We start from the raw sequence: 16207 nt of genomic DNA on the forward strand, positions 1-16207 counted from the left end.
GCCAGAAAAATCGTGATTCATATCATCTCCTTTGAATATGAACATTAGATCACATCTTTAACGGAATTGGTATTACAATCTGGTTTTCTATATATAGGCTCACCAGCTAAAGCGGTTCGACAATTAACTGAAGCGGAAATGGCTTTCTTAAAACGTTCTGCTAGCCATTATGTCAATTTAAAGAATGAATATCTTTAGCGTAATTCTCTCCTTTACTATAGAAACACAATTGATTCTTTATAGATAAAATAGAGTGGTTAACGCATGGAAGAGTAGAGATATTAGTTAAGAGTGTATTTGTGAAGATACACCCTTAATTATAATAGAGGGCTAAAAGTTAATTTTTACCCATTGATTTATGTAATAACATACTTGTTTTGTAATTTAACTCTAATGCTTTTTGATCTGTTGCATGTTGACTTACAAACATCGCACAATCTTTCAATACTTTTTCTGGCATAGTCGTTTTACTTTCAGGACTAAACCCTAGTTTCATGAAAAACTCCGGCATACGTGTCAGAGCAAACAAACGTTTAATCTCTAACTTCTCTGAACGTTTCACCAACAAGTCTACTAATGCACTGCCTTGACCACGTCCTTCATAACCTGGTTCAATACCTAAAGAGCGAATTTCAGCTAAGCCAGTGTCATAAATATGAACAGAAGCACAACCTGTTACTTTCCCCTCTAACTCAGTAACAACAAACTCACTTAATGACTCTATTAAATCAGCTTTATCACGAGGTAAGTTTTCACCTTTCTCAGCCCAATGATTTACCATCGACTCAATACGCTCAATATCAGTCAAACGTGCCGATCTAATCACAATACCAGAGGTATCTCTTGACGCTAGTCGCTCTTCAGCAGATGTTAATGCATACTCTATTTGTGTAGGAGAAACGCCACCTAATGCTTTTCGAGCTGCTAATGTTGCTTCTAATGTTAATATTGGATAAACATCATCTTCGATAACTTCAGAGAATACTTTAAACTCCGCAACCGTTAAGTCCTCTAAAGGAACGCCTTTTTCAATTGCAGCGACAACGGCAACACCAACAATATGATGTGCTTCGCGGAAAGGGATACCTTTAGCAACTAAGTAATCGGCAAGTTCTGTTGCATTAGAGTAACCACCTTGTGCAGCTTCTTTAGTGCGCTCTTCATTTACTTTAAGGTCAGTTAATGCCATTGCTGCCATTGATAAACAATCGCCCCAAGTATCTAAAGCATCAAATAAGCCTTCTTTATCTTCTTGCATATCTTTATTGTAAGCTAATGGTAATGCTTTCAATGTCATTAACATTCCTGCTAATGAACCAAAGACACGCCCTGATTTACCACGGATTAACTCCATCGCATCTGGGTTTTTCTTTTGTGGCATTAATGAAGATCCAGAGGTCACTAAATCTGACATTTCAATGAAAGCAGACTCACCACTGTTATAAAAGATAAGATCTTCAGCCATACGTGACAAATGCACCATTGATAACGTTGCACAACTCATTAGCTCTACAACATGATCTCGGTCAGATACAGAATCTAAACTGTTTCTTGTTGCTCTTTCAAAACCAAGTGAATGCGCTAAGGCAGTACGATCCATCTCATAAGCAGTACCTGCTAATGCACCACTACCAAGAGGACAAGTATTCATGCGCTCGATACAACCTTCTAAACGGCTATGATCACGCTCGAGCATTTCTAAATAAGCTAAACACCAATGCGAAAATGTCACTGGTTGTGCACGTTGTAAATGCGTATAACCCGGTAAAATAACACCCTGGTGAATTCTTGCTAGTTCAATAAGCTTTGATTCTAATCCATCAAGGTGAACAATTAATTCTTGCGCTGTTTTTTTACACCATAGTTTTAAATCTGTTGCAACTTGGTCATTACGACTACGGCCAGTGTGTAATTTTTTACCTAAATCACCCACTTTATTGATTAATTGCCCTTCGACCCATGAATGAATATCTTCAGCATCTGATTGCAATACTTGCTCTGGGTTTTCTTGCACTGACACCAATAATTCGTTCAAACTAACTTCAATGCTTTTTTGTTCATCTGCATTCAGAACATCTACTGATAATAAAGCTTTAGACCATGCGATTGAGCCAATAATATCTTGTTCAGCAAGACGGTAATCGAATTTCAATGAATCATTAAATAATTTAAACTTTGTATCTGCCGCTTGGCTGAAACGTCCGCCCCATAGTGCCATTTGTTACTCCATTCTGACTTGGCCATTGACCAAATCCATTCGTTAAGGGATTAATAATATTACTCATTCTATTTATAAGTATTTTTAATTTTAAAACGCTTATAAATAGAAATTCCTGCGACGAAAAAATAATCGCCGCAGGAATTTTATAGCATTTTGAACTTATTTGTTACTATTAAGCTTACGAATACGGCTAGATAGTGAATATAAGCGGATGAAACCTTCAGCATGCTTTTGGTCATAAACGTTATCATCACCAAATGTAGCAAACTCTTCAGAGTATAAGCTGTTTGGCGATTTTTTCTGAACCGCTACTGCTTGTCCTTTATATAGACGAACAACAACTTCACCGTTAGCATCTTTTGCTAATGACTCAGATGCAGCTAATAAAGAACCACATAGAGGTGTAAACCAACGTCCATCATAAACTAAGTGAGCAAACTCTTGGCCCACTTGGTCACGCCAGCGACGAGATGGTTTATCATGTACTAGCTCATCAATACCACGAAGAGCTGTTACCATTACAGTACCTCCTGGTGTTTCATAACAACCACGAGACTTCATGCCCACTGTACGGTTTTCTGTAATATCGATACGACCTACACCATGTGCAGCTGCTTTTTCATTTAGTAGCATTAACGCATCGTATGGCGATAGTTCAACACCATCAACAGCAGTTACACGTGCATTTTCTACTGTTAGTGTTACGTATTCAGGCTCATTTGGTGCATCAAGCGGATCAACTGTTAATGTCCAAACACCTTTACTTGGCTCATTGTATGGGTCTTCTAATTCACCACCTTCATGAGAGATGTGCCATGCATTCGCATCACGGCTATAGATTTTAGTTGCTGAAGCCGTTGTTTCGATATTACGCTCTGCAAGGTAATCTAGTAAATCTTCACGAGAAACCATATCCCACTCACGCCATGGTGCAATTACTTGTAGCTCAGGCGCTAAAGCAGCAAAACAGCTTTCAAAACGGATTTGGTCATTACCTTTACCTGTACAACCGTGACAAACTGCATCAGCACCAACTTTTAATGCTACTTCAACTTGTGCTTTAGCAATGATTGGACGTGCCATTGATGTACCTAATAAATAAGTACCTTCGTAAACTGCACCAGATGCGATCGTTGGGTAAATATAGTCTTTAACAAACTCTTCTTTTAGATCAACGATATGACATTCAGATGCACCTGAAGCGATTGCTTTCTCATGCAAACCAACTAACTCTTCAGCACCTTGACCTACATCGGCACAAAACGCTACGATCTCACAATCATCATAAGTTTCTTTTAACCATGGAATAATCGCTGATGTGTCTAAGCCGCCTGAATAAGCGAGAACTACCTTTTTAACTTTGCTCATTAATTGTTTTCCTTTCTCAATTATTTCTATTTATTTATTAGGGTAAGCATTATAGCGTTTTGAATGTGCATTCTATTTTCTGCTTGATCAAAAATCAATGAAGCAGGACCATCCATCACATCAGATGTAATATCTAATCCACGATGTGCTGGTTGGCAATGTAAGATATGCTTAATACCTGTTTGATCAAGTAATTCTTGATTAATTTGATATGGCATAAACTTAGCTTTAATTTGCTCTAATGGTGTCTCATCGCCCATTGATAACCAAGTATCACCGTAGACAACATCATAACCTTTAATATCATCGATATTATTTGTAACAGTAATAGTCGCACCTGTTGTTTTAGCGATTTCTTCTGCTTTTTTCAAAATTTGAGCATCTGGGCTGTGACCTAAAGGACAAACAGCAGTTACCGTTGCACCTAAAATCGCACCAGCAATGAACAAAGAATGAGTAACATTATTACCATCTCCAATATACGCTAATTTTACTTTAGTTAAATCATCATAATTTTGAGAAATAGTTAAAAAGTCTGCCATCCCCTGACAAGGATGGTATAAATCACATAGAGAATTAATAACAGGCACTGTTGAGTGCTCTTCTAATTCAAGTATTGTTTTATGATCGAATACACGTGCAACAATACAGTCAGCCCAACGAGAAATATTAGCCGCAAAGTCTTTAACATCTTCACGATTACCCATTGCACCATTAGTTTGGTCTAAGTAAACAGCATGGCCACCTAATTTATTAACGCCAATATCAAACGTAACACGTGTACGTAATGATTGCTTTTCAAATAAAGTCACGACACTCTTACCTGCAAGTGATTGAGCATACTTGCTTGGATTTGCTTTTAAATCTTTACCCAGAGCAATCAGGTCTAGTGCCTGCTGCTGAGTCATTTCCATACCCGTTAATAAATTTTCCATCTTAACTCTCTACTTTATTTAATTACTTTTGTACCCACTGCTTTACCTGCAAGCAATGAGACTAAATTTTCTGGGTTTTTCCAACTTGCCAACATAACATAACCTAGTTCATCAGCAGCTTGTAATGCCGCTTTCACCTTCACAGCCATGCCATCTTTAATAACATCTTCAGTTATTAACTGCTCAGCAAGTTGAGTGTTTAATTCTGCAATCACTTGTTTATCAGCATTCCATACACCATCTACATCGGATAAGAAAACTAATTCGGCACCAATTAATTCACAAATAGCGATCGCTGCTTGATCTGCATTTACATTGTATAGTTTTGCATCTTCACCAATCGCAATTGATGAGATAACAGGTAAAAAGTCTCCTGCTAACAGACTATTAATTAATGTTGGGTTATTAGGGCTACAAATACCAACGGCGCCGAGATCTGGATCCATTTGCTTAACCGAACAGCTGAATCCGTCTGCTAATGATAAACCCACCGCTGATAATCCAGCTTGTAAGGCTTTTGCCATTAATAATTTATTTGATGTACCAGCTAATGCACCAGCAACATAAGGGATCTGATCAAATGGAGTGATACGTAAACCATTTTTCTTTTCGCTCTTAATATTCATTTTACTAAGAACATCTTCAACAATTACACCGCCGCCATGCACTATTAATAATGGACGCTTTTCTATCGCTAGATATTCAGTTAATGCAGAAAATAAATTCGTAAGTGCTTGTTCACTTTCTAATACTGCGCCACCAATTTTAATTAATAGTGGCTTTTTTTGTGTTTGAGTCATTGCTAACCTATCTTATAAAATAGAAGTAGTAATATCGAAACCAAAGCGTAAATTAATACACTGCATTGCTTGTGAAGAGGCACCTTTTAATAAATTATCAATCGCACTAAAGACCACTAAGTCCTGCCCTTCAACAGCCCAACCTAAATCACAGAATGGTGTCCCAACAACATTCTTAAGTGCCGGTAACGTGCCATCCATTAAACGTACAATCGGTTTATCTGCATAAGCGTCTTGATAAGCTTGATTGACCTGCTCAAGTGTAACACCTTCGTTTAGTACCACATTGATACTTGCCAATATACCACGCTTAAAGTTACCTAAATGTGGGGTAAAAACAACTTCAGTGCCTAGATGCTGATCAATTTCAGGTTTATGGCGGTGTGTAAAGACACCATAAGGCTGCAAGCTAACTTCACAAAAGCTACTAACGACACTGGCTTTTCGACCAGCGCCACTTACACCACTAGTGGCATTTATCGTTGGTTTTATTCCTTCTTTTATAAGACCAGCATTAAATAATGGCTTTAATGCTGTCAAAGAAGCAGTTGTATAACAACCAGGTACGGCAATAAGATCAGTTTCTTTTACTTGTTCTGCATTCCATTCAGCTAATCCATATACTGCTTTATCTAATAAATCTGGGTATTGGTGTGAGAAGCCATAGTATTTATCATAAAAGCCTGATGATTGAACACGGAAGGCACCCGACAAATCAAATACAACTGTATTTTCAGCTAAGAAAAGAGGTGCTAAATCATGGCTAACTTCATGCGCTGTAGCAAGAATAACAATATCAATCCCCTGACAAGCAGATTGAATACCACTTACGCCTAAAGGTTGTAATGGTAAGTCCACTAAACCACGTAAGCTGCCGTATAATTCAGAGATGTTTTTTCCTTTATCTAAACTACCTTCAGAAACATATAAACCAGATAGCTCAATACTTGGGTGACGCGTTAAAAATTGCGCTAATTCTGCTCCAGTGTAACCACTAGCACCCACTACAATTGCTTTTAACATAAAGAAAATTCCTGTTTCATTATTAACTTAATTCATCATAAATAAATTCAAACGGCGATAAAAATAAAAAGCATTCCTTGCCGAAAGCGATATTTTAAATCAAAGTGACTATTTATTCAATAAACATGAATAAATATACAAAAAATAGTAAGATGACGCTATCCGCGATAAAATAATCCATCAGCAACAATTGAGAATAGATTTATAAAACCCATAACATCATGAATTAAAAGCCATTTAATAAGTTGATATTAAATCATTTTTTTATTAAAAGCATACTCAAATAAGTTATAAAAAAAATAAATTTAGCCCATTTAAAATGGTTATTTCAATTGAATATGTAAAAAGTGCTTTAATTTGAACTTAAATAAGGCATAGAATGGTTTTACTGCTTAATCATCAAAATCATAGTTACTTTTAATTTTTCGGGTTAATTTTTAAAACCCAAAAAGTTACACAAGCAAAAATCTTAAATTCGATATTACCACCTGAATCTAAAGGAATAGTATGTCATTACCAGCATTTATGGACCTGTATAAAGGCCTTATAAAGTTACCCTCTATTAGCTCAAGTGATAGTTCATGGGATCAAAGTAATCAAGCAGTTATCAATCAACTTGCCGAATGGCTCTCTGATCTAGGATTTAGCACTGAAATAACGGAAGTTAAAGGTGCGCCTGGGAAGTTTAATTTATTAGCTTCAATGGGTGAAGGCGATGGTGGTTTATTGTTAGCTGGCCATAGCGATACCGTTCCCTATGATGAAAAAGGCTGGGAAACAGATCCTTTTAAAGTTGTTGAAAAAGACAACCGTTTGTATGGCTTAGGTACTATCGATATGAAAGGTTTTTTTGCTTTTGTTATTGAGGCGTTAAAAAGCATCGAACTTGATAAGTTATCCAAACCATTACGTATTCTTGCAACAGCAGATGAAGAGACTACAATGTCAGGTGCACAACAAATCGCCGAGCAAAAGCAGTTTAAGCCTGATTATGCGGTTATTGGCGAGCCGACTGGTTTAGTTCCTGTCGTTATGCACAAAGGCCATATGTCCGAAGGTATCCGTATCACAGGCAGAACAGGGCACAGTTCTGATCCGGATAAAGGAGTAAATGCTATTGATATCATGCATTTAGTCTTATCTGAATTAAAACTAGTACAACAAGCTTTCAAAGAAAAATATCACAACCCTCACTTTGAAGTGCCTTATCCAACATTAAACTTTGGTGCAATCTCGGGGGGTGATAGCCCTAACCGTATTTGTGGCTGTTGTGAATTACATATCGATATGCGCCCAATTCCAGGCGTCACCACCAGTGACTTATTTATTACTGTAAAACAAGCGCTAACTGAAATTGAAAAAAGATATCCCGATAGCATTGAGGTGTTTCATTTACACGAGCCGATTCCCTCGTATGAATGTCCTGTACACTCAGATTTAATTAATCAAGCTGAGATTTATACTGGCAATAAAGCAACCAGTGCAAATTATTGTACTGAAGCACCTTTTATCCAAGCACTAGGCTGCGACACGATCGTATTAGGGCCAGGACATATAGCCCAAGCACATCAACCTAATGAGTATTTAGACCTTTCATTTGTAAAGCCAACACAAGCATTGGTCAGTAAATTAATCGCTCATTATTGTGCTTAAATATTAACCTTATTCTTTGTGTAACTTTGTTACATAAGGAATAAAATTCCAAAACTAGAATTGAAATAGAATAACTAAACGCAAAGACAACTCCATTGACTGGGCCTTTCGTTATGGTATTTTATTTAATTCTACGACATCAAAAGTGTAATTTTATTACAAATATAAGGAAGTAAGATGACAGATCAATATGCAAACTTACGAAGCAATGTAAGTTTATTAGGGCAACTACTTGGTAATAGTATTAGCGACCATCTCGGTGAAGCCTTCCTTGAAAAAATAGAAACAATACGACAATTATCTAAATCCTCACGCTCAGGTAACAGCAAAGATGGCGAGACATTAATAGAAGTACTCGCTAATTTAACGGATGATGAATTACTACCAGTGGCACGTGCCTTTACTCATTTTTTAAACCTTGCCAATATCGCAGAACAATTTCATGGTATCTCTCGCCATTGCGATGGTGATGTATGCACGCCAGAACCACTACAGCAACTAATCACTAAAATTAAAAATAGCGATATCACAGAAGATAAAATTGCTGAAGCGGTAAGTGGCTTACACATGGATATGGTATTAACTGCGCACCCAACTGAAGTCACACGTCGTACACTTATCAATAAATATACTGCAATCAATAAATGTTTAACTTATTTAGAGTTAACTGAGATTTCAGATAAAGAACGTGATCTACTTTTAGTCCGTCTTGAACAATTGATTACACAAGGCTGGCATACAAATGACATCCGTAAAAATCGACCTACACCTGTTGATGAAGCAAAATGGGGCTTTGCAGTAATAGAAAACAGCCTATGGGAAGCAGTACCGCTTTACGTACGAGAGCTAGATAAAACATTACAAGATGGTTTAGATATTTCACTACCACTTGATGCTTCTCCAATTAAATTTACGTCTTGGATGGGTGGAGACCGTGACGGTAACCCATTTGTAACATCAGAAGTAACAAAAGAAGTATTAATTACAAGCCGCTGGGTAGCGGTTAGCTTATACCTTGAAGATATCAAACAGTTAACAACTGAATTATCAATGGATAATTGTGATGATACATTACGTGCCATTGTAGGTGATGCAGACGAACCTTACCGTGTTGTACTTCGTAAATTGCGTACTGAACTTAAAGAAACCCTAACGGCTTTAAGTGCAACATTACAAGGTCACGATAGTACTGCAAAAGATATCATTACAACCACTAAACAGCTTAAAGAGCCCCTAGAGTTATGCTACCACTCGCTAATGAAGATGGGCATGAAGTCAATCGCTAACGGTTTATTATTAGATATTATCCGTCGTGTAAACTGTTTCGGTATTAATCTTGTAAAACTAGACATTCGCCAAGATGGTGAACGTCATGGTGATACATTATCTGAACTAACTCGTTACTTAGGCATTGGCGATTACAATGCGTGGAGCGAAGCGGATAAACAAGCTTTCTTATTACAAGAACTAAATAGTAAGCGCCCTCTTATTCCAACACTTTGGAAACCTTCCGCTGACGTACAAGAAGTATTAGATACTTGTAAAGTCGTTGCGCAAACGGATCCAGAAGCATTAGGTATTTACATTATCTCAATGGCACGTGAAGCGTCTGACGTATTAGCCGTTCAATTGTTATTAAAAGAGATGGGTTGTCCGTTCCGTATTCCTGTTGCTCCGTTATTTGAAACATTAGATGACTTGAATAATGCAGCTGATGTAATGCAACGCCTATACGCTGTTGATTGGTACCGAGGATATATCGGTGGTGAGCAACACGTAATGATTGGTTACTCAGATTCAGCTAAAGATGCAGGTGTAATGGCTGCGAACTGGGCACAATACACAGCGCAAGAAGCATTAATCAAAATTAGTGAAGATAATGACATTCAACTTGTACTGTTCCATGGACGAGGCGGCACAATCGGCCGTGGTGGAGCTCCAGCACAACAAGCTTTATTATCACAACCTCCTGGTTCATTAAAAGGTGGATTACGTGTAACAGAACAAGGCGAAATGATCCGCTTTAAATTTGGTCTACCAAAAATTGCAGCCCAGAGCTTAAACATTTATACAGCAGCAATATTAGAAGCTAACTTGCTTCCGCCACCAGCACCAAAACAAGAATGGCGTGATTTAATGCAACAATTTGCAGAACAATCATGTGAAGAATATCGTTACTTTGTACGCGACGAGCCAGACTTTGTACCATACTTCCGCAGTGTTACACCTGAGTTAGAACTAGGCAAATTAGCATTAGGTAGTCGTCCAGCTAAACGTAAACCAAATGGCGGCGTTGAAAGCTTACGTGCAATCCCATGGATCTTTGCTTGGAGTCAAAACCGTTTAATGCTACCAGCTTGGCTTGGCGCAGGCTCTGCACTTAAAACGTTATTAGATGAAGGTAAAAAAGAGCTACTACGTGAAATGTACGTTAACTGGCCTTTCTTCCATACTCGTTTAGAAATGTTTGAAATGGTATTCATGAAAGCGGATGAAGAGCTAACTAAGTTCTACGAAGAGCGCTTAGTACCAAAAGCACTATGGCCATTAGGTGAACGCTTACGTGAAAACCTAAAATTAACACGTGAAACGGTATTAGAAACAATTCCTGATCATAAGTTAATGCAAGAGCAACCTTGGATCAAAGAGTCTATTCAGTTACGTAATCCTTATGTAGATCCACTGAATATGTTACAAGCTGAGTTATTATCTCGCTCTCGCTCATGTGAAGAGAATGAAACAATTAACCCAGATATAGACCAAGCATTAATGGTAACGATCGCAGGTATTGCAGCAGGTCTTCGTAATACAGGTTAATCTGCCATAAGCTTTTTACTATTCCCAACCTACCTTTATCAATAGATAAAGGTAGGTTTTTTCTTTTATAGCCTGCCAATTAAAGATTTCACCACTGTTTTAAAAACGCCTTATATGGAGTCTATTAATTAAAAACTTCACGACTGTTTTAAAAATGCTTTATATGGGATCTATTAATTAAAACCTTCAGCACTGTTTTAAAAACTCCTTATTTGATACATATTGTTATTCTTCAGCCGTGCTAACCTACTCAAATATAAACACTTAAATTTAATATAATTGTTATCAATACTTCGCTAAGCAGAGAGGCATGACGATGATGAAAATTTACCTAACATCCACATTAATTGGCTTAACCCTATTTTTACAAGGTTGTTATCACAATCAAACACATACAACTAGCACTGTAAGTGCAGCTGACTATAAAGGTTCAGGCTCAGTGACCTACGGAATAGCAGAAACGACTACTGAAAACTTATTCCCCCAAGGTGGTCGCGTCGCTGAACTAGGAACGATTAAGAGTATTAACGATGATACAACTTGGACAGTACCTGCTGAGGTAAACTTTACCAATGACAAAATGCCATTTGCTGCAGATTTATACAACGATTATGGGAAACGTTATAACGATCCAAAATCAGCCTTAACCGCACTCACTACGCAAGACACCATAGAGATAGATGCAGATGGAGAAGTGATCACTGCTTACCTATTTGCTGATAACTATTTTGAAATGTATATCAATGGCGTTGCTGTAGGTAAAGACCCCGTTCCATTTACTCAATTTAATTCCAACATTATTAAATTTAAAGTGAAAAAGCCTTTTGATATCGCAATATTAGCTGTTGATTGGGAAGAAAATTTAGGGACAGGGACGGAAGCTAACCGTGGTATTTCAGCACATGCGGGTGATGCTGGGTTGGTGGCTGTCTTCAAAGATACTAACGATAAAACAATTAGCATTACAGATAATAGCTGGAAAGCACAAAACTACTATACCGCTCCGATTTCAGATTTAAGTTGTTTAAGTGAATCAGGCACTACTCGCTTATCAACAGAATGTACTACAGAAGGAGGTAATGATGCCTCCACTTTATATGGCGTACATTGGGCAATACCAACTGGCTGGGAAAAACAAGGTTATGATGATAGCCAATGGCCGTTTGCAACTGCCTTTAGTAATGAGACTGTCGGTGTTGATAATAAGAAATCATATACTAATTTTACCGATATTTTTGATAATGAAGCGCAAGATGCACAATTTATTTGGTCTAATAATTTAATTTTAGATAATCAGGTTTTATTAAGAAAAACTATCACCAACTAATAATATTACGTTTGTAATACGGCAACACAGTGCTAGTTATATAATTGAAGGAGCAAACGCTTCTTCAATTATATTAATGCTTGAGACAGAGGGGATATGTTAATATTATCTTTTTGAATCAAACGCGGTATTAATATGACAAATAAAACAACAATTAAACAATTAGACGCATTAGGTTTACGCTGTCCAGAGCCAGTAATGGTCATTCGAAAAACGGTGCGTAGACTAGCAGCGGGAGATTTATTAGAGATTATTGCTGACGATCCAGCGACGACTCGAGATATCCCAAGTTTTTGTCGTTTTATGGAGCACCAACTCATAGAGTCTCAAGTTGAAACAATCCCTTACCGATACTTAATTAAAAAAGGATTAAAATAAAAATAAATTTACATTTATTTAACATTTAATCAATAAACAGAGCTTTTTTCCTAACCATATAAATAGCCCTTGATTGGGCAAAATTACCTAATATAAAACCCACCAGCAGCAAAAAACAACCTTTAAAATGCCCAATAAAACAAGGATATTCAACCATTTATGAAAAAAATAACTTAACGCTGATCACATTTCTAAAAAGACCATTCAATATCAAAAATATTCCATCTCTTTTAAAGAGATTAAAGTAAACACGATATCAGCGTATTTTTTATGCATATAGTCACAAAATTTTAACATCTACTCATAAAAAACCCTGTTTACTTCAAACTACTCATTAGCTGCCATTTACATCCTCACGGCGAAAAAACCATACTTTAATTAAGAAATAATATGATCAGACAATTCAAGTACCAGAGGATCTGTACAAAAATTTCTGAGAAATACGTTATTTACACTAGCTTCGCGCGTCACACTAAAATGAGATAAACGTCGATATGTGTAACCCAAACAACAACTGTATAGCAAAGCAATTTATTAAGGATGATCAATGCTGCAATATATCTTACGACGTTGTCTGATATCGATCCCAACACTGATAATAATATCCATTATTTCTTTTATACTGATCCAATTACCCCCCGGTGATTTTGTCGATGCGTATATTTCAGAAAGAATGATTGTTGATGGTTCAATCAATGACGTTGATGCACTTCGTGCAAGTATCCAAGCTGAACTGGGTATCAGTGATAGTATGATAGTTAACTATTTTAACTGGATAAGTGGCTTTCCAAGTGGTGATTTTGGTTATTCATTTCAGCATCAAAAACCAGTAAGTGAGTTGATATGGGGTAAATTAGGGTTAACATTTATGATCACTTTCGTGACATTAATTTTTACTCTAACCACCGCATTTTTTACCGGTATTATTTCAGCCATGAAACCTTATACTCTATTTGATTATGTGGTGAGCTTTTTAGGCTTCTTAGGTTTAGCAATTCCAAACTTCTTATTGGCATTATTATTAATGTACTTATCGTTGAATTGGTTTGGCTCTCCATTTTCAGGGTTATTTTCACCTGAATATATCAATGCCCCTTGGAGTATGGATAAGTTATATGATGCATTAAGCCACATCTGGATCCCTGTTATCGTTGTAGGTACAGCAGGTACAGCTAGCCAAATTCGTATTATGCGTGCAACCATGATGGATGAGTTGCATAAGCCATATGTAGATACTGCACGCTCAAAAGGTCTGCCAACTCATAGAGTTATTCTGAAATATCCAGTACGACATGCAATCACCCCATTAGCTTCAACAATTGGATGGCAACTACCAGAGTTAGTGTCAGGCAGTGCCATTGTTGCAATCGTACTGAGTCTACCCACTACAGGTCCCTACTTATTAGAAGCACTACGCGGTCAAGATATGTATTTAGCCGGTACTTTTTTAATGATGCTCGCAATATTTACGATTGTGGGAACGCTTCTTTCTGACATTATTCTTGCGCTATTAGATCCGCGCATTCGTCTTTCATAAGGGACTATTATGACATCTATATACAATCTTGATAAGAATGGCATGGAAGAGAATTTAGACATTCAAGATCAAGACAATGAAATCTTTTATGCTTCCAAAAAACGCTTAATGTGGCTTAGATTCAAACAGCATAAAGTCGCTTTATTTAGCGCAATTATGATCATATTTTTTTACTTAGTCGCTATTTTTGCACACTTTGTCAGTGTACAAGATATTAACTCATTCAGTGCTAAATATACTTATGTAGCACCGACTGAAATCCATTTTACTGATGATCAAGGGAACTTAACACGACCATATATCAACAATATTATTCGTAAACTAAATATGGAAACGTTGGAATTTGAATATACAGCGGGGGATCAAGTTTACCCAATAAGATTCCTACATCGTGGTTATTCATATATGTTCCTGGGTTTAATTGAAACAGATATTCACTTAATGGGTGTCGATGAAGGGGCTGCTCTATTTCTTATGGGCTCGGATAAACTAGGGCGAGACATTTTTAGTAAAGTGGTTCATGGCGCGAGAATTTCCCTTTCAATAGGCCTTATTGGTGTATTTTTAAGTTTGGTATTTGGCACGGTACTAGGTGGTATTTCAGGATTTTATGGCGGTAAGACTGATACCTTAATTCAACGACTAATTGAAATATTAATGTCATTCCCATCAATTCCTCTGTGGATGGCATTAGCTGCATCATTGCCTCCACACTGGTCTCCAGTGGTGGTTTACTTCATGATCACCGTTATCTTGTCTTTAATCGGATGGACCGGTATCGCCCGAGTTGTTCGCGGTATCGTGATGCGCTTAAAAGAAGAAAAGTATACAGAAGCCGCATTATTATCAGGTGCTGGTAACTTCTACATTATCCGTAAACACCTTCTACCAGGATCAACAAGTTTTGTAATCGCTCATGCGACTCTCAGTATTCCAGCCATGATTATCGCTGAAACATCTTTAAGCTTTTTAGGTATAGGTTTACGCCCTCCTGTTGTTAGTTGGGGTGTATTACTACAGGAAGCACAAAGTATCACAGTAATTGCTAACTACCCTTGGGTGCTTTACCCAGCAGGTTTTGTCATTGCAATTGTCTTATTTTTCAACTTCCTTGGTGACGGCCTTCGTGATGCTGCAGATCCATACATGAATAGAGCTTAAATTATGCGAAAAAAATTACTTGAATATAAAAATATTGCCGCTCAGTTTCATACCATTGAGGGGACAACCAACACACTAAATGATATCGATTTAACAATCTATGAAGGCATGAGTTTGGGGATTGTTGGAGAATCAGGATGCGGCAAAAGTGTAACATCACGCCTGCCCATTCGCTTACTACCAGAGCCAATGTTCAAAGTGACTAAAGGCGAAGTCATTTATCATCGTGATGGTAAGCCCTTCGATGTAATGAAAGCAAAACAAAATGGCAAAGAAATTAACAAAATTCGCGGTAAAGAAATTTCCATGATTTTCCAAGAGCCAATGAGTAGCTTAAGCCCAATTCATACCGTAGGTAGCCAGATGGTTGAATTAATCAGGCAACATTCCGATATGAATAAAAAACAGGCTAAAGAACATGCGATTTCGATGCTAGAGCGTGCACGTGTACCGAGAGCACGCGATGTGTTTGATGATTATACATTTCAGTTGTCAGGTGGTATGCGTCAGCGCGTGATGATCGCAATGGGCATAAGTTGTAGCCCACGTCTTTTGTTTGCAGATGAACCAACAACAGCATTAGATGTAACTATCCAAGCGCAAATACTCGGATTAATTAAAGATGTGCAACGAGAACAGAATATGGCGTTGGTTTTAATTACCCATGACCTAGCGGTAGTCGCTAATATGGTTGATGAAATAGCCGTCTTTTACCTTGGTTATATTGTCGAACAAGGCAGTACAGATCAAGTGCTTAAAACGCCTAAGCATCCTTATACTAAAGCATTGATTGAATCGATTCCTACACTACATACTGATCAAGCACTAAAACCAATTAAAGGAAGCATACCTGATCCTTATAGCAAGATAACAGGTTGTCCATTCTGGAAACGTTGCGACAAAGTAACAGATAAATGTCGTCAAGAAGTTCCTCCTTTTGTTACCCATGAAAATGACCACAAAGTCAGATGTTTCGAGGCATAGATA

12 protein-coding genes and 1 pseudogene are annotated in these 16207 nt (G+C 37.4%); 8 read left to right on the forward strand and 5 right to left on the reverse strand.

Annotated features, from left to right (window positions below; translation table 11 throughout):
• Window positions 1–69 precede the first annotated feature (69 nt).
• Window positions 70–198: pseudogene (locus tag V6256_RS05730) on the forward strand (gamma carbonic anhydrase family protein); the annotation flags it as partial.
• A gap of 139 nt (window positions 199–337) precedes the next feature.
• Here the strand turns inward: V6256_RS05730 and argH are convergent.
• The 5 genes from argH to argC all read right to left on the reverse strand — a co-directional run bounded on the left by argH (window position 338) and on the right by argC (window position 6347).
• Complete coding sequence (argH, locus tag V6256_RS05735; RefSeq protein ID WP_341597115.1) at window positions 338–2218, reverse strand: argininosuccinate lyase; 1881 nt, start codon at window positions 2216–2218, stop codon at window positions 338–340.
• A 162-nt stretch (window positions 2219–2380) separates the two neighbouring features.
• A complete protein-coding gene (locus V6256_RS05740; protein WP_341597116.1) occupies window positions 2381–3589 on the reverse strand; it encodes an argininosuccinate synthase in 1209 nt (402 codons plus the stop codon).
• Between the two features lie 26 nt (window positions 3590–3615).
• A complete protein-coding gene (locus V6256_RS05745) occupies window positions 3616–4524 on the reverse strand; it encodes an ornithine carbamoyltransferase (protein WP_341597117.1) in 909 nt (302 codons plus the stop codon).
• 14 nt (window positions 4525–4538) lie between these two features.
• Window positions 4539–5324, reverse strand: coding sequence for an acetylglutamate kinase (gene argB / locus V6256_RS05750; RefSeq protein ID WP_341597118.1), 786 nt, complete (start codon window positions 5322–5324; stop codon window positions 4539–4541).
• A 12-nt stretch (window positions 5325–5336) separates the two neighbouring features.
• Window positions 5337–6347, reverse strand: coding sequence for an N-acetyl-gamma-glutamyl-phosphate reductase (gene argC / locus V6256_RS05755; protein WP_341597119.1), 1011 nt, complete (start codon window positions 6345–6347; stop codon window positions 5337–5339).
• A gap of 507 nt (window positions 6348–6854) precedes the next feature.
• On the opposite strand from argC, the gene argE reads away from it, so the two are divergent.
• The 7 genes from argE to V6256_RS05790 all read left to right on the forward strand — a co-directional run bounded on the left by argE (window position 6855) and on the right by V6256_RS05790 (window position 16204).
• Window positions 6855–8000 carry an acetylornithine deacetylase gene (gene argE / locus V6256_RS05760; protein WP_341597120.1) on the forward strand — a complete coding sequence of 382 codons (1146 nt, stop codon included), beginning with the start codon at window positions 6855–6857 and terminating at the stop codon, window positions 7998–8000.
• A 177-nt stretch (window positions 8001–8177) separates the two neighbouring features.
• Window positions 8178–10817, forward strand: coding sequence for a phosphoenolpyruvate carboxylase (gene ppc / locus V6256_RS05765; RefSeq protein WP_341597121.1), 2640 nt, complete (start codon window positions 8178–8180; stop codon window positions 10815–10817).
• A 316-nt stretch (window positions 10818–11133) separates the two neighbouring features.
• Window positions 11134–12144, forward strand: coding sequence for a hypothetical protein (locus tag V6256_RS05770; RefSeq protein ID WP_341597122.1), 1011 nt, complete (start codon window positions 11134–11136; stop codon window positions 12142–12144).
• Between the two features lie 135 nt (window positions 12145–12279).
• Complete coding sequence (tusA, locus tag V6256_RS05775; protein ID WP_341597123.1) at window positions 12280–12522, forward strand: sulfurtransferase TusA; 243 nt, start codon at window positions 12280–12282, stop codon at window positions 12520–12522.
• Between the two features lie 547 nt (window positions 12523–13069).
• On the forward strand, window positions 13070–14059 hold the full coding sequence (locus tag V6256_RS05780; protein ID WP_341597124.1) for an ABC transporter permease: 990 nt from the start codon (window positions 13070–13072) through the stop codon (window positions 14057–14059).
• A 9-nt stretch (window positions 14060–14068) separates the two neighbouring features.
• The gene (locus V6256_RS05785; RefSeq protein ID WP_341597125.1) at window positions 14069–15220 is read left to right on the forward strand and encodes an ABC transporter permease; all 1152 of its coding nucleotides are present in this window, start codon (window positions 14069–14071) and stop codon (window positions 15218–15220) included.
• Window positions 15221–15223: 3 nt separating this feature from the next.
• Window positions 15224–16204: an ABC transporter ATP-binding protein gene (locus V6256_RS05790; protein ID WP_341597126.1), complete on the forward strand. Its 981-nt coding sequence runs from the start codon at window positions 15224–15226 to the stop codon at window positions 16202–16204.
• Window positions 16205–16207 lie beyond the last annotated feature (3 nt).

The sequence above is a fragment of the Psychromonas aquatilis genome (genome assembly GCF_038155185.1).
GTDB classification, from domain to species: Bacteria; Pseudomonadota; Gammaproteobacteria; order Enterobacterales; family Psychromonadaceae; genus Psychromonas; species Psychromonas aquatilis.